At 46.8% G+C, this 24,484-nt stretch carries 22 protein-coding genes; 2 read left to right on the top strand and 20 right to left on the bottom strand.

Annotation, left to right across the window (positions count from 1 at the left end; all coding sequences use genetic code 11):
- Positions 1–53 precede the first annotated feature (53 nt).
- From J2Z28_RS11015 to cymR, 5 genes are all read right to left on the bottom strand, one after another.
- On the bottom strand, positions 54–1,121 hold the full coding sequence (locus J2Z28_RS11015) for an AI-2E family transporter (RefSeq protein ID WP_211082515.1): 1,068 nt from the start codon (positions 1,119–1,121) through the stop codon (positions 54–56).
- A gap of 294 nt (positions 1,122–1,415) precedes the next feature.
- Positions 1,416–1,625: a hypothetical protein gene (locus J2Z28_RS11010; RefSeq protein WP_017686815.1), complete on the bottom strand. Its 210-nt coding sequence runs from the start codon at positions 1,623–1,625 to the stop codon at positions 1,416–1,418.
- Between the two features lie 10 nt (positions 1,626–1,635).
- Positions 1,636–2,157, bottom strand: a complete 522-nt coding sequence (locus J2Z28_RS11005; protein ID WP_017686814.1) for a PRC-barrel domain-containing protein — start codon at positions 2,155–2,157, stop codon at positions 1,636–1,638.
- A 164-nt stretch (positions 2,158–2,321) separates the two neighbouring features.
- Positions 2,322–3,473, bottom strand: a complete 1,152-nt coding sequence (locus J2Z28_RS11000; RefSeq protein WP_211082514.1) for a cysteine desulfurase family protein — start codon at positions 3,471–3,473, stop codon at positions 2,322–2,324.
- Between the two features lie 112 nt (positions 3,474–3,585).
- The gene (gene cymR, locus J2Z28_RS10995) at positions 3,586–4,005 is read right to left on the bottom strand and encodes a cysteine metabolism transcriptional regulator CymR (protein WP_017686811.1); all 420 of its coding nucleotides are present in this window, start codon (positions 4,003–4,005) and stop codon (positions 3,586–3,588) included.
- A gap of 321 nt (positions 4,006–4,326) precedes the next feature.
- Here cymR and mnmA point away from each other — a divergent pair, with 321 nt between their 5' ends.
- On the top strand, positions 4,327–5,451 hold the full coding sequence (gene mnmA, locus J2Z28_RS10990) for a tRNA 2-thiouridine(34) synthase MnmA (protein ID WP_211082513.1): 1,125 nt from the start codon (positions 4,327–4,329) through the stop codon (positions 5,449–5,451).
- 131 nt (positions 5,452–5,582) lie between these two features.
- Here the strand turns inward: mnmA and crcB (J2Z28_RS10985) are convergent, their stop codons facing one another.
- From crcB (J2Z28_RS10985) to J2Z28_RS10970, 4 genes are read right to left on the bottom strand one after another with little or no spacing between them, the layout of a single operon-like run.
- Entirely contained in the window at positions 5,583–5,942 is a 360-nt protein-coding gene (crcB, locus tag J2Z28_RS10985) for a fluoride efflux transporter CrcB (protein ID WP_211082512.1), read from the bottom strand.
- Positions 5,939–6,340: a fluoride efflux transporter CrcB gene (gene crcB, locus J2Z28_RS10980; RefSeq protein WP_211082511.1), complete on the bottom strand. Its 402-nt coding sequence runs from the start codon at positions 6,338–6,340 to the stop codon at positions 5,939–5,941. The genes crcB (J2Z28_RS10985) and crcB (J2Z28_RS10980) overlap by 4 nt, the downstream gene beginning before the upstream one ends.
- A gap of 32 nt (positions 6,341–6,372) precedes the next feature.
- Positions 6,373–7,680, bottom strand: coding sequence for a replication-associated recombination protein A (locus tag J2Z28_RS10975; protein ID WP_211082510.1), 1,308 nt, complete (start codon positions 7,678–7,680; stop codon positions 6,373–6,375).
- A gap of 42 nt (positions 7,681–7,722) precedes the next feature.
- Entirely contained in the window at positions 7,723–8,613 is an 891-nt protein-coding gene (locus tag J2Z28_RS10970) for a LysR family transcriptional regulator (protein ID WP_047844075.1), read from the bottom strand.
- A gap of 197 nt (positions 8,614–8,810) precedes the next feature.
- Here J2Z28_RS10970 and J2Z28_RS10965 point away from each other — a divergent pair, with 197 nt between their 5' ends.
- Complete coding sequence (locus tag J2Z28_RS10965; RefSeq protein ID WP_211082509.1) at positions 8,811–9,713, top strand: DMT family transporter; 903 nt, start codon at positions 8,811–8,813, stop codon at positions 9,711–9,713.
- Between the two features lie 122 nt (positions 9,714–9,835).
- Here J2Z28_RS10965 and J2Z28_RS10960 read toward each other — a convergent pair whose 3' ends face one another.
- The 11 genes from J2Z28_RS10960 to J2Z28_RS10910 form a co-directional block, all read right to left on the bottom strand.
- Positions 9,836–12,016: a HelD family protein gene (locus J2Z28_RS10960; RefSeq protein WP_211082508.1), complete on the bottom strand. Its 2,181-nt coding sequence runs from the start codon at positions 12,014–12,016 to the stop codon at positions 9,836–9,838.
- A gap of 137 nt (positions 12,017–12,153) precedes the next feature.
- Positions 12,154–12,324: a hypothetical protein gene (locus J2Z28_RS10955; RefSeq protein ID WP_164783408.1), complete on the bottom strand. Its 171-nt coding sequence runs from the start codon at positions 12,322–12,324 to the stop codon at positions 12,154–12,156.
- 44 nt (positions 12,325–12,368) lie between these two features.
- Entirely contained in the window at positions 12,369–13,160 is a 792-nt protein-coding gene (locus tag J2Z28_RS10950; protein ID WP_211082507.1) for a DUF4097 family beta strand repeat-containing protein, read from the bottom strand.
- Positions 13,161–13,196: 36 nt separating this feature from the next.
- Complete coding sequence (locus J2Z28_RS10945; protein WP_211082506.1) at positions 13,197–13,862, bottom strand: TetR/AcrR family transcriptional regulator; 666 nt, start codon at positions 13,860–13,862, stop codon at positions 13,197–13,199.
- A gap of 151 nt (positions 13,863–14,013) precedes the next feature.
- On the bottom strand, positions 14,014–15,813 hold the full coding sequence (locus tag J2Z28_RS10940; RefSeq protein WP_211082505.1) for an ABC transporter ATP-binding protein: 1,800 nt from the start codon (positions 15,811–15,813) through the stop codon (positions 14,014–14,016).
- 85 nt (positions 15,814–15,898) lie between these two features.
- Positions 15,899–17,197, bottom strand: a complete 1,299-nt coding sequence (locus tag J2Z28_RS10935; RefSeq protein WP_211082504.1) for an NCS2 family permease — start codon at positions 17,195–17,197, stop codon at positions 15,899–15,901.
- 245 nt (positions 17,198–17,442) lie between these two features.
- The gene (locus J2Z28_RS10930; RefSeq protein WP_017686791.1) at positions 17,443–18,201 is read right to left on the bottom strand and encodes a tRNA threonylcarbamoyladenosine dehydratase; all 759 of its coding nucleotides are present in this window, start codon (positions 18,199–18,201) and stop codon (positions 17,443–17,445) included.
- An 18-nt stretch (positions 18,202–18,219) separates the two neighbouring features.
- Entirely contained in the window at positions 18,220–19,998 is a 1,779-nt protein-coding gene (gene aspS / locus J2Z28_RS10925; protein ID WP_211082503.1) for an aspartate--tRNA ligase, read from the bottom strand.
- Between the two features lie 213 nt (positions 19,999–20,211).
- Positions 20,212–21,465 (bottom strand): histidine--tRNA ligase, encoded by a 1,254-nt coding sequence (hisS, locus tag J2Z28_RS10920; RefSeq protein WP_211082502.1) that lies wholly within the window; start codon positions 21,463–21,465, stop codon positions 20,212–20,214.
- Between the two features lie 589 nt (positions 21,466–22,054).
- Positions 22,055–23,323 (bottom strand): SEC-C metal-binding domain-containing protein, encoded by a 1,269-nt coding sequence (locus J2Z28_RS10915; RefSeq protein ID WP_211082501.1) that lies wholly within the window; start codon positions 23,321–23,323, stop codon positions 22,055–22,057.
- A 629-nt stretch (positions 23,324–23,952) separates the two neighbouring features.
- A complete protein-coding gene (locus tag J2Z28_RS10910) occupies positions 23,953–24,399 on the bottom strand; it encodes a hypothetical protein (RefSeq protein WP_211082500.1) in 447 nt (148 codons plus the stop codon).
- Between the last annotated feature and the right edge of the window lie 85 nt (positions 24,400–24,484).

Here is a 24,484-nt window from a genome sequence, read left to right as displayed (position 1 = left end):
CGGTAGCACAAGCGGGTGTCAACGCGGCCTCGTTGATGTTTTAGCCCTACTAATTAGTCGGTCCTTCGTTTGATGTAATAGGCGAAAAAGTGTTGCACAATCACCTTCAGCACGGCAAAAACGGGTACTGCCAGAATTAAACCTACAATGCCTGCCAATTCACCTCCGACGAGCAGTGCAAATATAATCGACAGTGGATGCAGATGCAACGTACGTCCCACCACCTGAGGAGAAATAACATTACTCTCCAACACCTGGCACAGTGTGTTCACAATGACAACAAGTAGTACCATTTTAAACGATACGGTTGATGCCATGACCACAGCAGGAGCAGCGCCGAGAAACGGCCCCAAGTAGGGCACAATGTTAAACACAGCTACAATGCTTGCAAGCAGCAGGGCATACGGCATATCAATGACGATATAACCAATGTAGGCAAAGATACCAACAATGACACAGACAATAAACTGTCCCCGAATGTAGTTCCCCAGTGCAGTATCGATCTCTTTCATCACCGAGACAATCGCTTTACGACGTGAACGCGGAAGATACGCCACAATGGTGCGTTCAAACACCTCAAAGTCTTTTAACATATAAAAGATCAGAAATGGCACGATAAACACATTGAATAACACATTAATGGTCGCCCCGATATTGTCCATAAGCACGGCAATTCCCTGAGTTAGTCGATCCTCCATCTGAAAAAACCAACTGTTCATGCCTGTTCGCACACTTGGCGGCATTAATTTGTGATCCATATTGTTCATCAGGCTCTGGGCACGCATGGACAGTTCCGGCATATGCTCGTTGAGTTCCCCCAGCTGTTCAATCAAAACTGGAATGACATTCATTAGAATGACACCAAGGCAGGTCAGGAAAAAGGCATATATGAGTAGTACCGCAATCGTACGCGGCACCTTGCGCCCTCCCAGCATGCTGACAATCGGATTAAGTACATAGGATATGATAAGGGCTACGATAAAGGGCGCCAGCACTGTTTTTAAGAAAGCATATATGTGAAGCAGTAAAGGCCGTAGCATCCATATAAAGTACAGAATAATCAATCCGAGCAACAGCCAGATCGCGTAACGGAACAGCTTGTTTTTGGTTAATTGCTCCACTTGCATCTCTCCTTTTGGACTGGCTCTGAGAGTCAGTATATGTAGGAAAGGTAATATTTATTAACACAGCGCAGAAGTGGAAAGGAGCAATCCGAACATTTTTTCTTAAACCCAAAAAACGCCTCCTTCATCAGAGAAGGAAGCGCATTTTGCAGTATAGGTTAGCATATAATCAACCATACACCAGCCGAACCACTATGTAACCGCATCTATATACATCTGCCAACAAGTAACGACAGCCTCTCATGACAGACATTGTCATGAAACCGCATATAGAGGAAGTTATCCTGCTTATTAAGAAGAAGCGTGAAGATGAGGGAAGTCTTGCGGCAGCTCGTCCCCGAAAAAGAGATCATCCAGGGAGCTCAGCGTACCGTCTTCTTCCACCTGATATACAGACATTTTCTCACCGTTCACCGTTAATTCGATAAAGCATCCCCAGCAATAAAACTGGTGGGAACCAATTTTCCCGATATCTTTGGAACTACAGTTTGGACATTTCATATTCGTTCACCTATCCATTAACAGAATGAATGGCATTTTCCAAGCGTTGTTCACTCAGAGACGGCACCATAATGGCACTTTCCCCGATGGACATATCGCTTGTACATGGCAGCCATTTGCGGCCCTCGATCAGATCGGACACAAAACCGTCCGTAATTTCAATCCCTATTATTGTATTTCCCAACTCTTGGTCAAAATAAACATCGGAGACACGCCCGAGCAGCAAACCTTCTTCGGTGAGCACGGACATCTCCTTCAATTTAGACCGACCGAGGAGGTACGTGTATTTTATGTCGTCGGCTCCCGTCTTGCGGACAGCCTGTTGATTACGGATCATGACGGCATCTTCGCCGTAGGCAACGATATCTTGCCACTGCACGATTTTGACATGATTGGTAAACAGACCTTTGTTCTCAAGCTCAATGCCTTCGATCTCCCAATCATCATTCACAATGAAATCCTGGATTTTACCGACCTGCTTCCCGTCCTCAACATCAAAAACGGCAAGTCCGATCATTTCCTGAAGCTTCATCGCTGGGTCCCCCTCATCTTCTTATCATTAAATAGACGCGGCGCTATTGCTAGGTATGCCCAAAGTTGATGAGTGGCAATCAGACGCCGATCATCAAAACCGCTTCTATCCAACCGATGAAATGGAACTTCTTCCCTCCTTCTGTTCCATGTGTAAAGTTCCCCTTAGGGTCTATTACGCAGTCGTCCAAGAATGGTTCCAATTTTTTCGGCGGTTATCATGATTTCTTCCGTAGTATTACCCAATCCCCAGCTAAATCGAATCGCAGAGTGTAAAAATGTTTCAGGCAATTTCATCGCTTTGAGCACATGAGAGACTTCAAGTGAACCGGAAGTGCAGGCAGAACCGCTTGCAACAGCAATCCCTTCCATATCCAGATTCATTAACATTGTCTCTGTGGACACTTCCGGAAAGCTGATATTCAGGATGTTTGGCAGCGTATGGTCCGGGTGTCCATTCACGTGAAAATGCTCCGTCCCCACATGAATTTCAAGCTGTTGCAACAAAAGCTTCCGCAATGCCAAATCATGCTGACGATGCATCTCCGTATGTACTGATGCAATCTTGAGAGCCTCTGCAAATCCGGTAATACCTGCGATATTTTCCGTACCAGCGCGACGCTGACGCTCTTGCAGGCCACCATGAGCTCTAGCTTCCAGCACAATACCTCGCCGTACATAAAGTGCACCCACGCCCTGAGGTCCGTTGATTTTATGCGCAGAGAAGCTGATCAGATCCACAGGCAGTTCCTTACAGGAAATATTCTGGCTGCCCAGAGCCTGAACTGCATCGGTATGGAAAAGGATATTATGCTGACGTGCAAGCTCACCCACCTCACGGATCGGCTGAATCGTGCCTACTTCATTGTTGGCATACATCATGGTAATCAGCACCGTATCCGGCCGAATGGCCTCTTGCAACTCATCCAGATTTATTCGTCCATGACGATCCACAGATAGATAGGTTACTTCATAACCTTGCCGCTCCAATTCCTGACACGTATGCAAGACAGCATGGTGCTCAATTGCGGTCGTAATGACGTGTTTCCCCTTATCCTGTCTGGATGAGACTGCACCGAAAATGGCCAGATTGTCGCTCTCCGTGCCGCCTCCGGTGAATACCAATTCGTCCGGGAAACAGCCCAAAGACGCCGCAATGACATCCCTTGCTCCGCTGACAGTCCGTTTGGCCTCACGCCCAAAGGCATGGATACTTGATGCATTGCCAAATTGTCCTGTCATGACGTTCATCATCGCTTCTGCGACTTGTGGATGCATAGGTGTCGATGCGGCGTGATCCAAATAAATTCGTTTCATTTATCTTCACCCCGTTATATGTTAAATTATCTTATTTTTCTGTTATGGCATGGATAAAGCCCCCAAATGGGGGCTCAAGTATGTTACCATGTCATGCTCATCGCAGTCATTGTTAAATATAAAACATGTAGCTATCTTTTTTGTCCTGATCCTGGAAGGTAATCAGGTCTTTCAGTGTTGTGGAATCCAACACTTCCGCAATCCCGTCACGAATACGCAACCACAGATCACGTTTCGCCGGATCATCTTCCTCTGTGAAATCTACTGGAGAGATTGGCCCTTCCAGTACACGGATTACATCGCCTGCAGTTACGGTTGCAGGATCACCCGCAAGGATATAACCGCCGTAAGCACCTCTAATGCTCTTCACCAGTCCTGCATTACGCAGTGGAGCGATCAGTTGCTCCAGGTAATGCTCCGAAAGCTGGTTGCGCTCAGCAATGCTTTTAAGTGATGTAGGGCCTTCGCCTATTCTGGCAGCAAGCTCCATCATGATTGTGAGGCCGTAACGGCCTTTTGTCGATATTTTCAAAGGAGTCACCTCTTTCAATTTTCAGAAACAATTGGAAACTTTATATTTAATCCTATGGTCCATGACCGTATGTTTCAAGATCTGTCCACAGCGGAGAAGCATAGAAATTAGAATAAATCTTCTAATCCTCCGTATTCCGATCATAACCCTCAGCTAATGTTAACATATCTGCATGCTTTATGGAAAAGAAAGATTGACGATATTCCAAAATGTGCGTCTGTGGTGGACACTATCCAAAATTGGCCGGGTGTATCGTATCTTGAGTCCGGTTATGCTAGAATAAGAAACGAAACACATTTATATATAGAAATGGTGATAACGATGTCCAAAACAATTGAAAATACACGGGTCGTCGTTGGCATGTCCGGAGGTGTCGATTCTTCCGTTACCGCACTGTTGCTGAAAGAGCAAGGGTACGATGTCATCGGCATTTTCATGAAAAACTGGGATGACACCGACGAGTTCGGCCACTGTACCGCTGAAGAAGATTCAGAGGATGTACGCCGCGTATGTGAACAGATCGGCATTCCTTACTACACTGTCAACTTCGAGAAAGAATATTTTGATAAAGTATTTACCTATTTCCTTGATGAATATAAGTCGGGCCGCACGCCAAATCCGGATGTCATGTGTAATCGTGAGATCAAATTTGGTGAATTCCTGAACAAAGCTCTGGATCTCGGCGCAGATTATGTAGCTACAGGACACTATGCTCGCCTGATTGAAGAAGATGGCACACTCAAGTTGCTTCGTGGTGTGGACAACAATAAGGATCAGACCTATTTCCTTAACGCACTCAATCAGAACCAGCTGTCCAAAGCCATGTTCCCGATTGGTCATCTGCCCAAACCGGAAGTACGCAAAATCGCAGAAGCGGCTGGTTTGTATACTGCCAAGAAAAAAGACAGCACAGGTGTCTGCTTCATCGGTGAGCGTAATTTCAAAGAGTTCCTGAGTAACTATCTGCCTGCCAAAGGCGGAGACATGGTTGATATCGCAACCGGTGAAGTCAAAGGTCGTCACGACGGTCTGATGTACTACACACTTGGACAGCGCCAAGGTCTTGGCATTGGTGGTTCCGGCAATGGTGAACCCTGGTTCGTTGCAGACAAGAACCTGGAGAAGAATCAACTGCTTGTTGTTCAGGGCGATGCCCATGCAAGCCTGTACTCCACTGGTCTTACCGCAACGGGTGTGAACTGGATTGCCGGTACAGAGCACATGCCTAATGTGCCATACCGTTGTACTGCCAAGTTCCGCTATCGTCAGCCGGATCAAAGTGTAACATTGACCTGGCAGGAAGATGGAAGTGTGGATGTACAATTTGACCAGCAGCAAAAAGCCATTACACCAGGACAAGCCGTTGTTTTCTACGACGGAGAGGTCTGCCTGGGTGGGGGTACGATCGATCAGGTGCAAAAAGTGCCTGTACCCGCGATGCAATAATAGAGCTTGTCCATTAAAATGCAGATTATACACAATACCGTGTATCCCTATTAAAAAAGCCGTCTTTCATGTATACCATGAAGGATGGCTTTTTTCCTGCTTATTTTTGCAAAAAAATTAAAAATAGTTCGTTATGCAGTCAACCAGACTCCTGCCCAGGCAGCCAACACCCCAACTACAACCGAACTGACAACGTAGAGCGCCGCGCTTGCGTATCGTTGTCGACCCAGAAGTCCTAACGTCTCATAACCAAACGTAGAGAACGTCGTGTACGCACCGCAAAATCCGGTTCCCCACATCACCCAGATTCCATCTGAGATCATTGTAGATTGGTGCCACCCGTATAACAACCCAAGCAGCAGTGAACCACTGATGTTGATGATCCATGTTCCCCATGGAAAAGCCGTTCCCAGCAAGCCAGAGACCCATTTTCCCAGACTGTAACGCAGTACCGCACCCAGCACACCTGCAAAACCAATCCACAGGATCATGAGGCATCACCCTCTTGTCTTGGTGCTCCCAACATACGCTGTCCATGGCTTATTCCCAGCGCACAGAGCAACAATCCTGCCAACAGACTTACGATCATATAAATAGCGGCACTGATCCATTCGCCCCCTTCGGATAAACGAACAATATCCAGTGTATACGTGGAAAATGTCGTAAATGCGCCAGTAAAACCTGTACCAATCGCCAGTCGAAGTTGTGGTGTTATTTTGCCTGGAACAGCTATGGTAAAGAACCAACCCAAAAAAAGGCTGCCAATCGCATTGATTAACAGCACCGCCCAAGGGAACCCCCCATGGACAGTGGGTATCGCTAACTGTATGGCATATCGGGTTAATGTACCGAGAAATCCACCCGCCCCTATATACAAAAGCTCTTTCATGTTGTGTGCATCTCCCGAGTGATCTGTCTGTCTTACAGTTCTCTGCGCCGCTGTTGGTTCAGCCTGATCTTCGATTCGTTGCCTTGCTCCGTTGCCTCATAGAATACTCTCCGTGAGAGTTGCTTTGGCAAATATTCTTGCTTCACATAATGCCCAGGGTAATTGTGCGGATATTGATAGCCCTCATGTCCGAGCTTCAAGGCACCCGAGTAATGCGTATCTCGCAAGTGAAGCGGAACTTCTGCCGATTTTACCTCATCAATCGCGTTCATGGCTTTGGAAATGGCGGTGTACACCGCATTGGATTTTGGACTTTCGACCGCAAACAGTATCGCTTGTGCAATGTTCAGCTTGGCTTCGGGCCAGCCGTTATTTCGGTACGCATCAAGTGCTCCAATCGCCTGAGTCATGGCTTGCGGGTTCGCAAGTCCAATATCTTCACTGCTCGCTGCAATCAGACGCCGAATGAAGGTCATCGGGTCCATGCCGAGCTTCTCCACCGCGTATAGAAACCAGAACAGCGCCGCATCACTGGAACCCCGAATACTCTTGTGAAATGCAGACAACACATCATACTGTGTGGATTCATCCGCCTTCACAATGGGGCGCCGAATAGACTCTTCAGCTACACTAAGCGTAATATGAATGGACCCATCCTTCTCCGGTGGCGTGGTCAACGCAGCCAGTTCAAGCGCGTTAAGCGCACGCCGAATATCTCCGTTGGCCATCGTTGCAATATGCTCAAGCGCTTCGTCGTCCGCATGCAGTTCCATGAACCCCAGACCTTTGTCCGTATCACTCAATGCTCTGCGCATCGCAATAAGCGAATGCTCCTTGTTCAGTGATTCTAGCTGGAACAGGGTGGATCGACTCATCAAGGCTCCATTGACATAATGAAAGGGATTCTCTGTTGTCGCGCCGATAAAAATAATCGTGCCCTTCTCTACCGCTGGCAATAGCGCATCCTGACGTGAACTGTTAAACCGATGTACCTCGTCGAGGAACAAAATGGTTTTCGTTCCATACAGCTGTTTGTTCGTTTGCGCCTGTTCGATGACCTCACGCACATCCTTGACGGAAGCTTCCACCGCATTCAGACGTACAAACTGTCCTTGCGTTTGCTGGGAAATAATATGTGCCAAGGTAGTCTTGCCACATCCCGGCGGGCCGTATAACAAGATTGACGAAATCTGATCAGCCTCGATGGCGCGCCGGAGTAATTTCCCCGGTCCAATAATATGTTCCTGTCCAATATATTCATCCAGATGCTCTGGCCGCAAGCGGTCCGCGAGCAGTCTAGCTTGTGGTTTTGAGTCCTGTTGAAACGAAAATAAATCCATTGCTCATCACTTCCTTAACGGATTGCCTTGCCTTGATTACAATTATACCTCTGATGGTTCTCCACTCTCTATCATATCATACTCTCGCGGTAACATAGCCATAAATGCATGAAGTGCACTGCTGACAAAGGCATCCTTGCGAGTAATAAAATGAGTCATCATGCGATTCATACCTACGGGGAGTGTATGCGTGCGCAGTAATCCATTTTTGATCTGATGCCTAATCACAATCTCTGGTAACAAGGAAATTCCCATGCCGGACGTAACCCCACTAATAATCGCTTCAAGGGTTCCAAATTCCATAATCACTGGGCGGGTAACACCACCCACTTCTAACCATTCCTCCAAAACCTGACGATAGGAACACCCCATGCTGTAGACAAGAATGGGTTTACTCTTAAGATCTTCATCCGTAGGACCCATACCAGAATAGACAACAAATAGTTCCTCATCAAATACGGGAATAGAAACGATGTCAGGGTGATCACAGGGACAGCCTATAAATGCTCCCTCCAATTCATACCCAATCACTTGATCCATAAGCATCTGCGAATTACCAGTAACCAGTGACAAGGAGACATCTGGATACTGTTTATAATATCTGACGAAAAGTTCAGGTAGTCGCACAGCCGCCGCGGTTTGTGTAGACCCTATTCGCATTGGACCCGATGGTGTGCTCGTCGCCCGAAGCGCCTTGGAAGCATCATTCAGCAAACCAATAATTTTATCTGCATAGGTCAGCAGCATCTCTCCGGCTGGAGATAACGTCATGCCTCGGTTATGACGAATGAACAACGTTGTACCTACTTCTGCTTCCAGATGCCGGATTCGTGCCGTTACGTTGGATTGAACATACCCCAGTTTAGAAGCAGCTTTGGTCAGATTCCCTTCCTGTGCAACACACTGAAATATTCTAAGATCCCCGCTCTCCATGGTCCCTCCACTCTGACATCATTCAAAATGATATCTGCTTCATTACCAATCATTATACTTCATGTGTAAACCGGACTACAATTCATATAGATCCCAAACCAGTCATCTGACTGGATGATGATAAGGAGTGTTCACATGACATACTGGAAAAACAGAATGACCGGACAGCTAATTATTGTAGATAGCGGACAGACGTTATGAGCACCATTCATGATAAAGATACCCGAAGCATAAAACCCTTGAAGTATACCATCTTGATCATTTTGACAACGTTAATCATGGGTACTTCTTTTCCAGTTGGCAAGATCGGCATGTTATATGCCCCACCTTTCCTGCTCATGGGCATACGTTATATACTGGCAGGTGGCTTGATGGCCTTGTTCCTTCGTAAACGTCCTTTGCCTACTGGATGGCAGTCTTGGTTGAGAATAATCCTTATTGGCCTGTTCCAATCCGCAGGAGTGATGGGCTGCGCCTACTACAGCATGAACTGGATTACATCCGGTGAATCCGCCATTATTACGTTTACCAATCCGCTACTGGTCATTATCCTCAGTGCTCTCTTATATAGAGTGACCTACCGTTTCAGTCAGTGGATCGGTGTTATACTCGGTTTCATCGGGATAATGTTAACTTTTGGGTGGCAGATGAGCTTTAGCCCCGGAACTTGGATTGGATTTGGTGGAGCGATCTCCTTTGCCGTGTCCACATTGCTCATCAAACGCTGGGGTGATGGCTACGATACTTTTGTCTTAACTGCCTATCAGATGCTCGCTGGAGGTGCTGCGCTTCTTCTACTGAGCGTATGGACTGAACAGCCTCACTTTATGGTCAATACCACCTCGGTTATGGCGCTGCTCTGGTTAACGCTTGTTTGCTCCATCATTCAGTTCTCACTCTGGTTTTATCTGCTTCAGAATAGTGACCCAGCCCAAACCAGTTCGTATCTGTTTCTGGCACCGTTCTTTGGTGTATTATCGAGTTGGATTTTACTAGGAGAACACGTTCAGTGGTTTGCATTGGCAGGTGGTTTATTCATTGGTGTTGGCATATTCCTGGTGAACCGTCGCTCATCCAGAATGAAAAGTAGAGTAACATAACTTGAACTTCTTCATCGTTCTTCCTTGGAAGATTAATCATTTCTCGCACAAAAGCAAAAAAGGCATGCGCTTATGGGACTCTCCATAAACGTCATGCCTTTTTCTGTATAAATAAACTTTATCTATCCAAGCTCTGGCCAACCCTGAATGGTTACGGACTCGCCATCGGGATTATGTGTTGCAGCCGCATAGATCGGCAGTTCACCGTCATGGAACAACCACAATTCGTGCAAGGCCCGTGTACAACCAACGTACAACAGCTTTGCATCACCTGCATTTGGCAAATAATGCTTCTGGTCTACGTCTGCCACAATAACGGCATCAAACTCCAACCCTTTGGACAGATAGACCGGTAAAACAGAGTGTCCACCCGTGTACTGCTTTTTGCCACCATCGATCAGGTTTAGATCCCAGCCTGCGGCCTGTAGTTCACGGTGAAGTACCTCTGCTTCATGCAGTGTACGGGTCAGGATGGAGACGGTTCGGTAGTCTTTGACCGTTAACACCTTCAAAGCCTGCTCCAGACTCTCCGTCCGCCCTTCGCCTCCATAAGCCAACGTCCGAACCGGATCACCACTACGGAAAACAGGAATCGCCGTAATCCCGCTCTTGACGCCCCGTTCTAGAATCGTATTGGCATAATCGATAATTTCCATCGTTGAACGATAACTTCGGGTCAATGCAAAGTATGCATTCTGTTCCTCGGGAAATAAAGAACTCATCTCTTCCCACGCATGAACACCACGGTACTCATGAATCCCTTGGGACAAGTCACCCAGTATGGTGAAGGAATGCCCTTTGACGAAACGATCCAATAACGCCACATGGAAAGGTGAAAAGTCCTGGGCTTCATCGATCACAATATGGTCGAATCGCTCCGAACCCTCAATATCATGGACCAATGTATGAATGTATACCAATGCAGGCAGGTCCTCTTCACGGACGATATCCTGTTTCAGATCTGCTGCGGTTTGTTTCATGACTGGTTTTGGAATCAGCCCGCTGAGCGAGGCTGGCACAGAGCCACCCTTTGTAGCTTTGAACAGCTGTTTGTATAACGTAAGAGGCTCATATTGAGGCCATTTTTTGGCATAAGCTTTCTCACGAGTAGACGCTTTTTTCTTGCGTTCTTTGCGCACAGCTTCTGGCATCGGTTTCTTAAGTTCCATCTCAATCCAGCGGTGAACCCGCGCCATGACCCGTTCTTTGCGTTTGGCCAGTGGATAATGCTTATATTCCTCACCGAACCAGTTCTCGATCTCCGTCTTGCTGAGCACCTTACCATCCCATGGATTGAAGTCCATATCCGGTACGGAATCTTCTTCCATGCCCGAGAGCCACTCTCGAATAAGCTCCATGAAACGGATGGATCCTTTGTAACGTCCAGGTACATCATCATTCAATTCAGGTCGTGCATCTGGAGTTTCAAACCATGTGTTCAATGTATCCGACGTATTCGCCAAAGGCATATCAAGCCCCAGCAGGTTCATCGCCCAATCCGGGAATGTCCGTTGCTGGATATCACCTACTCCAAGTTCCGGAAGCACATCCGAGATGTAATCCAGGAACATGTGGTTAGGTGCAAAAATAACCATTTTCTCTGCAGATACCTGCTCCTTATACTGATATAGCAAAAAGGCAAGCCGATGCAGGGCAACCGTTGTTTTCCCTGATCCGGCTACACCCTGAATGATCAATGCGGTGTTTCTCGCCGCACGAATAATCAGATCCTGCTCCGCTTGAATCGTAGATACGATATCACGCAGTTTGTTATCCTTGTTCTCTCCCAGACGATAAACGAGGAATTCATCAGATACCGCTGGCTGGTCGCTGTCACGGTTATATGTATCCGCCACACGTTCCAATATCCGCTGCCGAATGACAACGTTTCGTTTCAGATATACGAGACCTTCAATAAGCCCTTCCGGGGCTTCGTACGTAGCGGAGGCTTCCCCTCCCGTAAATGAGTAAAACAGGCTTGCGACAGGAGCACGCCAGTCGATGACGAGCGGATGCTCTCCCACCTCTTCGCGGTCTACGCCAATTTTGCCAATATACAGCGGTTTCCGTGCACCACTGCCCTGTTCTTCGAAATCCAAGCGTCCGAAATAGGGTTGCTGCGCGCTCTTGGACAAGGCGGTGCGACGCTCTTCGCGTCCAGCTTCCAGCACTTGTTCTGTGAAGTCGTGGCCGGTGTATACCGGAATGTTCTGCAGTCGTTCCAGCTGACTATCCACTTCCTCCATCGTTCGCTCTAACCTGTACTCTTCTTCTTGATAGGCACTTTGAAAGCTGTCTGACATGTTTCAGTTACCTCCTAAGAATATGTTTTGCTCTGCATCGCCTAGATCTGGCAATACAAAAGGATACTTACTATATCACATAGGGCAATTGAAAGCCACATCCGTTTTTGTAGGCTTACTTTTGTAATATATGAGGCTCATCTGAATTGATAATTAATGATGGCACTGACAAGCGCACAACAACCAAACAGAATAAACCACCAGGCCCACTTGTTTCTGGCCAGCCTGCGCCTGCTGTTTAATGCGCCGTAAATCCCGATTAGCAGTACGATGGTGGAAAAACTAATCCCTACAATCCAACCAGCCATTATACCTACCGCCCCCTTTGTTTTCAGTACACACGAACAGTCTCTCATTTCCTGGATTTTAGATGAAAAGCTCCTCCTCGAATATCCACTTGGAATTCACTTTTTCCACTTTTGTGTATTAGACAGTTGCTGTCCCCATGAAGGGGAGTCAAATCAAATTCACTTTTTAATGCTCCTGATCTTTCTTTAAGTATAATTTGGAAACCTTCGTTATCTGGGATGGAAACCACTGCCTTTGCCCCTGTGGATACGGAATGTAATTTCTCTGGCATCTTGAGACAGTCCATATTTAATTTTCTGCCTATTGTGGTAATTTGTAAATGATTAAACTCCCCTGATATGTCGATCTTGGCTGAACTGGATTGAAGATTGAATTTATCTGCACTAAGGTGCTGCCCTTTCACTATCGATGCCAATGCGCACAGTTCAAGCTCATCCATCCTCCCTGATAGGTCTACACTACCTGAGGTGATCTTACATTGACAGCGAGTGGCCAGAAGCCGATTCAACCGGAGTTGTCCTCCTGTGGAGTTTAGTAAAATACGATCAAAAACCCGATCAGGAAGCTGAATCTCCAATGCTGTTCTAGCAATATTTATTCCAACGAGGCCTCTCCTTTTTCTCCCGTCCACAATGCTTAAGGTATCCCCTCGTATGTTAACTTGCATCAGCCTTCGCTTGGAAAAGCACGCATCCGCATATTGCATAACGTGAATCAGTTCATCCACACTCGGAAGAACTCTGATATCTCCTGACAACCAATTTAACTGTATATCATGAATGGGTTGATCAATGTCTATGCTCTTGCATATGGCAAGCTCACCACTTTTCAACATCTTTTCCCTCTCCATTTCAAACAATCATGTATATGTTTATTCCGCCTCCGTATACCCTCCCGTGCTGGCATGGCGATTCGTAATTCGCTGAATGAGCTGTTCGCTAACGATATCTGCTCCCAAGAGCTTCATCATGTGTTGCAAAAACTTAAGCCTTTCCAATGTCTGCTCCTGATCTCTGCCAAAAAGAAGAGGGTTAATCCAGATATTAACGAGCAGCATGAAGATTTCAGCACACTCCAGCGGATATTCGACTGAAATGGACCCATCTTCCTTGCCTTGTTCCATAATATTGGAAATAATTCGTGCATCCTTCAGAACACCTTTTCTGATCCCTCCAAGAACAAACTGCGGATTCTTGATCTGAGTGCTTAGAACCTGATCAATTGAGTTGGACTGAATTCCAGGATCAACGATAATATTTTCCAAAATACTGATGAGCTTCTGCCTGGCATTCGGAGCATGCGTGTTCTGGATGAGTTCCATAAACATGTCTTCTGCCCGCCCAAGCTCCTTCTCCATCACAGCACTAAGGATATCCTCCTTGGATTTGAAATGATGATATATTGCACCTTTGGACATACCTAATTCATCTATAATGTCTTGAATACTGGTCTTTTCATATCCCTTTTCGGTAAACATTTGAGTTGAGACAGTCAGAATCAGGTCCAGTGTCTGCTCAGGATATTTATTTCTGGCCATAAGTTCCTCCTTATACATACCAACGGTCGGTATCTATAATATAGAGTATGTTGGTCTTACTGTAAATATGAGGAATTTAAAGGATGAGCAAAAAGGATCTCCGTTGAAATACCTCATGGGTATTTCAATGGAGATCCTGCATTAATGAGAATTACTCTTCGTTTTGTACTGTAGTTGCATTGCCTTCCTGTGCCACAAACTGTTTCTGCGCTAATTCACGGTATACCGGATGATTGCTAATTAATTCCGTATGAGTTCCTGTTCCGGTAACATGCCCATGCTCCAATACAACAATCTGATCGGAATCCACCACTGTGGACAATCGGTGCGCGATCACGATCGTAGTTCTTCCTTCCATCAGATTGGACAATGCTTGCTGTACTTCATACTCCGAGGTGCTGTCCAGACTGGATGTCGCTTCATCCAACATAAGAATATCCGGACTGCGCAGTAAGGCACGAGCAATAGCAATCCGCTGACGTTGGCCCCCAGATAACTTGATTCCCCTCTCGCCCACTTCCGTGTCATAGCCCTGTGGTAGCTTGTCGATAAAGTCGGCAGAATAGGCCATCTCAGCAGCTCGCCGGATCTCATCCATCGTGGCCTCACGACCTAATCCGTACGTGATGTTGTCTTTGATCGTACCCGCCATAAGTGGACTTTCCTGAGATACATACCCAATCTTGCTGCGCCAGGAGGCCAAAGAATAATCTGTTATGGCTTGTCCCCCATATGAAATATGGCCTGAATCGGGCATATAAAACTGCTCCATCAAAGAGAACAGTGTTGATTTGCCGCTACCGCTTGGACCGACAATGGCTGTCACTTTTTGTGTAGGTACCGTCAAATTGATTCCGTGCAACACTTCCTCACCTGTAACATAGGAAAAATGTACATCATGGAATGCAATCGTCTCATTTCCTTTTGGCGCTACCTTAGTGCTGTCATGTGGCTCTTCCTCATCGGCAAGGATAGCTTGTATGCGCTCCGTTGCACCTACGACTTTTTGCAAACGAGAGTATAACGTCGTGAATTGTCCCATTGGCATAATGACCTGGAACAACAGTAAAATGAACGCAACCAGTTCACCAGGCGACAACAGTCCAGACGCTACGCGCATTCCCCCCACACCCAGAATAACGACTAGAACGGCAGTCATGACAAATGTAAACAAAGGACCGATCAGAGCAAGAATGCGCGCTTCCTGCAAGCCAAAAGCAAACATTTTACGAATCCGGGAATCTCCTGCTTCCACTTCCTGTTTCTCCGTTCCGTAAGCTTTCACCAAGCGGATCTCGCCAATAACCTGACTGAGCACAGACGTAAGACCTGCCATCTCATCCTGCTGCTTCTTGGAGATCTTGTACATTTTCTTCCCGACCGGCAACAGGATCAACATCGTAAGCGGCACCAGACTCAGAATAATGAGCGACATCACCCAATCCAAGTAAAATAGTAACGCCACGCCACCCACAACAGCGACGATGTTGGACACAAAGGAAACCAGATAATCTGCGATCAACGTCATGATCTGGCTTGTATCATTCGTAATCCGGCTCATGGTATCGCCTGTCCGATTGCGATCAAAATACGGCATTCGTAGCGACAATACCTTATTCCACAGCTTGGTACGAAGCGTTGCGACCACGCGTTGTCCGGCGTAATTTAACATATAAATGCTAATACCCGAGGCAATCGCCTGAATCACAAATGCCCCCAGCAATAACAAAATAACAGATTTGTTCAGTGCCGAAGTGGTTAGTCCATCAATCAGACCTTTGGTCATCAATGGCACGATCAGTCCGGCTGTTGTTTGAATCAGGGTTAAGATGAGGGCCAGAATCAGGATCAGTTTTGGCGGATTCGTGGAAGCGATGAGCTTGACGAAATCCTTAAATCCCTTTTTTCCTACCTTCGGTTCATTCTGCCCTGTTTGTTGCTGCTCTTCCATTCCCGTTCCTCCCGTTCTCCATCTGCTCACCAGAGATCATACGTATGAACTTACATGACGTTGCCTTTTGTTGTATAACACAGCTTTACAAGATACCATGTAACACAAAATTGGCTAAAAAGAGGATGGAAATGCCATACATGACCACAGGTACCTGTTTACCTTGACCTGCTGCCAGCTTCGCTAAGGGATAGGCAATAAATCCAAACGCCATACCGTCCACGATGCTATATGTAAATGGAATCATGACCATGATCAGAAATGCCGGGAATGCCTCTGTAAAGTCACCAAAATCCATATCCTTCACACCTTGCACCATCAGGCCACCAATAATGATCAAAATGGGCGCAATTGCACTGTCCGGGATGTAACCGAGTAGCGGAATGAAGAAGAAAGTAGCCCCGAATAACACGGCTGTAACGAGTGGAGTCAAACCTGTGCGACCGCCTGCTGCAATTCCGGCTGTAGTCTCGGCTGCAGCAACTGGAGGACTACTTCCGAATACGCCTGCCAATACGGTACTAATGGATAGTGCGCGTAGACTTCCTTTGAACCGCTCTGGACGACCAATCATCTGTGTCTGAGCGGTAATTAATCCGATATTTTCGAACACCACAATTAGCAGTAGCAAAAATACCGCGATCCAAAACGCGACATCAGCCAGCTTCATCAAAGACAATTCGCCAAACAACCCACCGTATTGACGCAGCGCATCCATCGCTGATACGGATTCACCCGGGTTCACTGCACCAAGTACATAGGCAAGACCTGTCCCGACCAGAATACTGATCAGAAGTCCACCCTGTACGTTACGTATAAATAAAATCAAGGCAAGCACCAGCGTAACGCAGGCTGTAATGACATTCGGATCATTGAAATGCCCAATCGCGACAAACGTAGTTTGGTGTGCGATGACGATTCCACTTTTTTGCAAACCGATAAATGTCAGAAACAAACCAATCCCGACCGTAATACCATGCTGCAGATTTTTCGGGATCGCTTCGCTGATCATTTTGTATAGTGACGTAAACGCAACAATGGCAAAAAGTATACCTGTAACGGTCACAACGGCCAGCGCTTCTTGCCAGCTTAATTTCATGGAATGTACAAGTGTATACGTAAAAAATGCATTAATCCCCATTCCGGGTACCACGATAATCGGTGATTTTCCGCCAAATGCCATGAGCAAACAGCCTGCAATGGATGTCAGCAAGGTTCCAACCATGGCCGCCTGCAAGGGCATCCCGGCATCGGAAAGAATTGTAGCATTGACCATAACGATATAGACCACGGCAAAATAGGAAATGGCTCCCGCCACAACTTCCTTTTTCCACTGGTCTCCTGGCTCCATGCCAAGACGTCTGGTCATCCATCCGTGTTTCATTTCGTTCTATTCCCCTCTCTTTAGCCGCAAATTCTTTATGTATGTATCATCATTTCGCGCAGCAGTGAATATCATACACGGTTTTGACTTTGAAGTACATGACGTAACTCTGACATTTATCTAGGAATACAGTTCGGCTATCATAGAAGATTGGACGTCCCATCCGCTCCTCTCTTGCGAAGTATGATCATACAAAAAAGCGCAGATGCCTTATCAGCATCCACGCTTCTTCAGTTGGCAGCAAATTACTGCTGCTCGTTCTCTGCAATTTCTAACAAATCCTTAATCGCAACACTGACCATAATCAGTCCGGCTACGGGAGGCACAAATGAGTTACTCGCAGGTGGCTGTTTAGCCTTACGAATTTCCGGAGCATTCTCGGGAACGATTTTCTGTGTTACGTCCTCGCGCGGTTTCATCGGCTTTTCAGTCGAGAAGACCACTTTCACACCTTTTTTGATGCCGTCTTTACGAAGTGTCGTACGTACAACACGGGCAATCGGGTCCATGGTCGTTTTCGAAATATCCGCAACCTGGAATTTCGTTGGATCCATTTTATTCGCCGCACCCATGCTGGAAATCATCGGAATTTTACGTTTCAGGCACTCTTTAATGAGATGGATTTTGTAGATAATCGTGTCGGATGCATCCAGCACATAATCCAGTTCATATTTGAACAATTCCTCATACGTCTCTTCCGTGTAAAACATATTCAGGGCAATCGCATCACATTCCGGATTGATCAGTTTCACACGTTCCACCATCAGATCCGCTTTTTTCTGCCCTACTGTCGTGGTCAGCGCATGAATCTGGCGGTTAATGTTGGTGATGTCCACTACGTCTTTATCAATCAGGATGATGCGCCCAACGCCGCTACGGGCAAGAGCTTCTACAGCAATTCCACCTACGCCGCCAATACCGAGCACAGCGACTGTACTATTCTTCAATGTGTCCAGACCTTCAGGTCCGATCGCAAGTTCTGTTCTTGAAAATTGATGGAGCATTGAGAATCGATGCCTCCTTTATTTCTTTTCCGCTACCGGTTTACGGGCTACGCGGATATGAAGTTGTTCCAATTGTGAGTCATCCACTTCGGAAGGTGCATTCATGAGCAGATCCGTTGCACTTGCCGTTTTCGGGAAGGCAATCGTTTCACGCAGATTCGTGCGGCCCGCCAGCAACATCACGAGGCGGTCCAGACCAAAGGCAATACCACCATGCGGTGGAGTTCCATATTCGAAAGCTTCCAACAAATAGCCGAATTTCTCATTCGCTACTTCTGTAGAGAGTCCAAGGGCAGCAAACATTTTCTCCTGAACATCACGTTTGTAGATACGCATCGAACCGCCACCTACTTCATAACCATTGAGAACAAGGTCATAGGCTTGAGCGCGGATTGCACCTGGATCTGTGTCAAACAGATGTACATCTTCGTCTTTTGGACGAGTGAACGGATGGTGTTCTGCCACATAACGTTTCGCATCTTCATCATATCCGAGGAGTGGGAAGTCCACAACCCAAGCAAATTTGAATTTGCTGTCATCGATCAGTCCAAGTTGACGGCCGATTTTCAGACGCAGTGCGCCCAGAACGTCAGCAACCACTTTTTTCGTGTCTGCGGAGAAGAGCAACAAGTCGCCATCTTCAGCACCAGTGCGCTCTTTGACAGCTTCGATTTCTTCAGGCGTGAAGAACTTCACGATTGGCCCTTTGAACTCGCCGTCTTTCACTTGAATCCAAGCCAGACCTTTCGCACCGTAACGTGCAGCAAATGGTCCGAGATCATCGATCTCTTTACGACTCCATGTGCCACAGCCTTTAGCGTTCAGCACTTTCACTTCTCCACCTTTTTCGATGACAGAAGCAAATACTTTCACACCACTGTTTGCTACGATATCGTTCATTTCAACCAGTTCCATACCAAAGCGCAGATCTGGTTTGTCTGAACCGTATTTACCCATTGCATCTGCATACGTAACCCGTTGGAAAGGCAGTTCCAGCTCAATTCCTTTGGTTTCACGTAGCAATTTGGCCATCAGTTCTTCCATCATTGGCAGCAGGTCATCCTGTTGCAAGAAAGAAGTCTCGATGTCGACTTGAGTGAATTCTGGTTGACGGTCTGCACGCAGATCCTCATCCCGGAAACAACGAGCGATCTGATAATAACGTTCAACGCCACCCACCATCAGCAACTGTTTGTAGATTTGTGGGGATTGTGGCAAGGCGAAGAATTCACCTTCATGCACACGGCTCGGTACGAGATAATCACGCGCACCTTCCGGGGAGCTCTTGGTCAGGATTGGTGTTTCCACTTCAACGAACTCTTCTCCATCCAGGTAGTCACGGAACACTTTGGATGCTTTGGAACGCAGTTTCAATGTTTCAAACATTTCCGGACGACGCAGGTCCAGGTAACGATATTTCAAACGAAGGGATTCATCAACTTCAACACCATCTTCAATGAAGAATGGAGGTGTTTTAGCTGCGTTCAGCACTTCGATTTCTGTAATTTGAACTTCAATTTCGCCAGTAGGCAGGTTTTTATTAACTGTTTCAGCATCACGTTTAACAACTTTACCCGTTACAGCGATAACATACTCGCTACGTACGCGATCTGCGATTTGCAGCGCTTCACCGGAATAAGCCGGGTTAAAGACAACTTGTACAATCCCGCTGCGATCACGCAGGTCGATGAATAGTACGCCCCCCAAGTCACGGCGGGTCTGAACCCAACCGTTCAATGTTACTGTTTCACCGATGTGTGCGGGTGTTAATGCGCCGCAATGATGACTTCTTTTCATAACCAAACTCCTCATTATGTGAATTTCCGTTCTGTATGGGCAGTTAGTACCTGCTCTTCAACAGTCCGGTTACGTGTAGACCATGTATTCGAAAAGGCATGTTACCTCTGGCTCGCCAACCTCCGCTTAGTCGAAAATGTTGGTGAACCTCAGCATTTTTGCCGGATCAATTGTTTTACTTGAATGTTTAAGATTTAATGTCACACTTCGTGCTTATTTACCTTCGCGAATTGTCGCTACCAGATCATCAAGCTTCACGGTTTGTTGCTCACCCGTATTCATCGACTTGAGGGCGATCTCACCACGCTCTAGCTCGTCATCACCAAGGATGGCGGTATAGCGGGATTTGAAACGGTCAGCTGATTTCATCTGTGCTTTCATCTTGCGGCCCAGATAATCACGTTCACCAGACAGTCCAGACTGACGAAGTTTGAACAATAGACGGTTTACTTCACGATCAGCAGCCTCTCCCAGAGCAACAAAGTACACATCCAGTGGAGCCAGCGTAGTAAGCTCAATATTTTGGTGCTCCAGAATCAGTTGAATGCGTTCCAGACCAATACCGAAGCCGATGCCCGGCTGATCAGGTCCGCCGATATCTCCAACCAGACCATTGTAACGACCACCGCCGCCAACCGTATCTATTGCTCCAATACCTTGGGCTTTTAATTCAAACGCAGTCAGTGTGTAATAATCCAAGCCCCGTACCAGACGATTGTTCACAGCATAATCCACTCCGAAATCATCCAGGTATGCCTGAAGCTTGGCAAAGTGATTCAAGGACTCTTCATCCAGGCTATCCAGTATGGACGGTGCCCCTACGAATTTGTCCTGATCGACTTTGCAGTCGAGTACACGCAGCGGATTACGCTCCATGCGGGACTGACAGTCCTTGCACAGGCTGTCTTTCATCGGTCTGAGGAACCCAAGTAACGTCTCGCGGTATTCTGCACGGCTGGTTGAGTTACCAACGGAGTTGATCTCCACTTTGACATCCTTCAAACCGAGCTCTACACACAACTGGTATCCAAGTGCGATTACTTCGGCATCAATCGCCGGGTCCAGCGCACCGATGGCTTCTACACCAAACTGGTGGAACTGACGCTGACGGCCTGCCTGCGGACGCTCGTACCGGAACATCGGACCGATGTAATAGAGCTTGCTCACATCTGGTTCGCCGTAGATTTTATTCTCTACATACGCACGGACAACACCCGCTGTTCCCTCCGGACGAAGAGTCATGCTGCGATTGCCTTTGTCATCAAAGGTATACATTTCTTTCTCAACGATATCGGTAGTCTCTCCTACACCGCGTACAAATAAAGAAGTCTGTTCGAAGATCGGTGTACGAATCTCACGGTAATTAAACCGTCGACACAGATCTCTTGCTTTTTCTTCTACGTACTGCCATTTCTCGACAACTCCAGGCAGTAAGTCCTGCGTTCCAGTCGGTTTTTGAAAAGCCATCTTGATCCCTCCAGCATTGATTTTTCTATATAACAAAAAAATCCCTCGCCCTGTCGCTGTTTATACAGCAAACAAAGGGACGAGAGATTGTGTAATATACATTCACCCGTGGTACCACCCACATTCCGGAAACCTGACACTTTAGCCGTTCAGGTGATCTCTGATGATTCAAGATTGCATACAGCACCCTGATCAAGCAGATATTCCGCTCTACGTGTAACGCACGTCCTGCGCAGGCCGGCTACTGGTCAACAGATCATCTCTGCTGTGTTCGCCGTCTGTTCTCGGGGAAGTCATTCGTCCGCTCATCAAGAGAATCCTTACAGCCTGGGGATTCCTCTCTGGTCATGTGGGCACGGAGTACTTGGTCCCGTCATCAAATCAGTAATATTTTTAAATAGTATTATTTTATCATCATTACTTTTTCTGATTGTAATGAACCGCAGTGCTAAAGTCAAGGGTTAACACGAAAAGATAGCTCTAAAAATTTTGCTCACACGCTGCACCGGATGGGGGAGTGACAGAAATCACGGATAATAGAAGCTGGATTCATCATATGAATTCCAACTTCTATTCGCTTCTTATTCCTCTATTGTTGCAGCATCCACTTCAACAGATCCGGCGCGCTCGCCCATAAACGGGAATGCATAATGACATATTCAATCGCTTCGTCGGAGTCGCCCATTCCGACAAAATCAGGGAGGTTATGCGGCAGCCGTTTCAAACCCAACAGGTAATCAGGCACATGTTTGTTCACACCCCGCGCCACACGGTACAGCATTTTGAGCTGGGAGGTGATTCCGTTTTTCTTATACTCCAGAATGATCTTGTCATAGGCAAAGGCCGTTGCGGCGTCACCTCTTCCATACTCCTCCAGCAATTGCTCTGCCTGATCCAACTGGTTACTGTACAAATACACAGCCGCGAGCAGGTAACGTGCTCCGGTATTGTCTTCCGTGTTAAGCTCCAGAATATGCTCCAGGATCTGTGCTGCTTCTTTCGTATCTCCGCCAAACCAGCAGGATTCGGCATAACTTTTGCATATCCGGATATAGGGACGAGTCTCATGAAGCCCCCAGAAGTCCCCTTTGTTCTCCTCAAAGAACAGTTCGCCCAGTTCACGTTTGCCAGCAGCGATTCCTTCCTTGAGGTAAGATCGTGCATCATTCTCATTGTCCGATTCCTCAGCCAAAATGAGATATGCATCAGAGCTGTCAGGATACATCTCCAGCGCTGTTTCCGCCAGATGTACTCTCCGTTTGGAAGAGCTCGCTTCCCTCGCCTTAGACAGCAGAGCCTGTGCTTTGTCTTTCGATGTGCCTGGACCGTTCAGCATCAATAGCTCGTCCGTTTCACCGCCCATGCCGTATTCTTCGATGTAACTATTCATCTCCTTAACCTTCCGGGAGATCGTGCCTGTCGTTACCTCATATTTATCAGCCAGCTCAGCCTTTGAGACATTGAAGCCGTATTCCTCGGACAGCAAATACTCAATTGCAGCAGAGAACGAGCCTGTCTTCTTCACAGTAGGGCGGGTCTGACGGGAGTAGCCGTTCCATAGCACCAGAGCTTCCAAAATTACCTCTGGCTCGTATTGGCTCCTCATGTTCTCAATAGTCTGCAGGGCCAGCTGTTCGTGAGCCGGATGCTCCCATTTCAAATCGCTTGCCACCATCTTTTTCAGCTTGGTCAAGGTCAGTTTGCTCTCAGGCTGAATGGAGGCTTCCCGAACCGGTTGCTCCGTTGATATTATCCCCAGTATGGATTCTACTGCAGAGGACTCCTTGTTCAGACAACATTTCTTATATTTTTTCCCACTACCGCATGGGCATAAATCATTTCTTCCAACCTTACTCAAAACTAATTCCCCCTTAAATCTGTCTCTAGCCATTCGCATGAGAACTCTGTTGCTTTAGCATTGTAGGTGTCATTTCTCAAACGAGGCATTCTATATAACTTTCAAATTCCATCGATCAAGCAGAAACGGCTGCCCCTTACTTAAATAAAAAGGCGGGGCCATTTCAGCGATTATATGCTCATCTGGAATATGACGGATCACTCTGGCGATGAGTTCCTCATACTCTCTGTCATAGAATTGGATTCGCCTAAACCCAATCACTGGAGCTAGATTTACCGTCCAATGTAGCCCAACTATGAAAACAATCGCTGTAGAATATATAAACCCATCTCTCTATTCTAGCAAAAATTGAATAAAGGGGTAAGCTCTGCCCAAAACATACACATTCTCAGCTCAAAAAAAATAGCCTGCACACGGTGTGCAGGCTCAAAGGATATATAAAAAAAGGGGGTCATGTGTGTTATTATAAGCCCACTATGTTAAAGGCTTATGTATCTAATATTACAGTAATATTACAAAAATGATAGCGCTTTATAAATTAGTTTTTTAATATCCTCCTGATTAAAAAGCCCTTGCACATCACTCGACTGTGTGGTCGAGCAGTGCAAGGGCCAAGAAGTATCTACACGTTAATTCAAATCTTCCACATAGGCATGGTTGGAACGAAGCTTATGAACAATCTCGTCATAATCCTCATCCCTTACTTTGGCAGACAGAACATAATGCAGATCATCATAATCGGCCGAAGACACATCTGCAGCATTCAGCAGGTCTCCATCCTCATTCACTCTGTTACGAGTATCCCGTTCTGCATCACGGTCCACATTGGCTACCACAGGTATCACATTTTCGCTGGCTGGAACACCAGGGGCTGCACCTACACCCATTGCTCCGTTGGTGCCTACGCCACCTGCTGTATTATAAGGCACCAGTGGCACCATAACACGCGTGTCTCTACCTATCGCACTATCAAGTTGACCTACTTCCAAATGCTCTGTACGGAACGTCTGAAGTGAAGTTCTTGCTCCCTCTGCCTCGTCCTCGGTTCGAAAATACGCCTGAATATGTTTTGTCATGTCAAACCCTCCTTTTTCGGAATGAAATGCAACGTGAAGTTTGTAAACGTCACGATGTAACGTAGTTAAGATACATCAATGTATG

It is taken from the genome of Paenibacillus xylanexedens, from assembly GCF_017874615.1.
Lineage (GTDB): Bacteria > Bacillota > Bacilli > Paenibacillales > Paenibacillaceae > Paenibacillus > Paenibacillus xylanexedens.
This window is presented reverse-complemented; position numbering and strand designations above follow the sequence as displayed.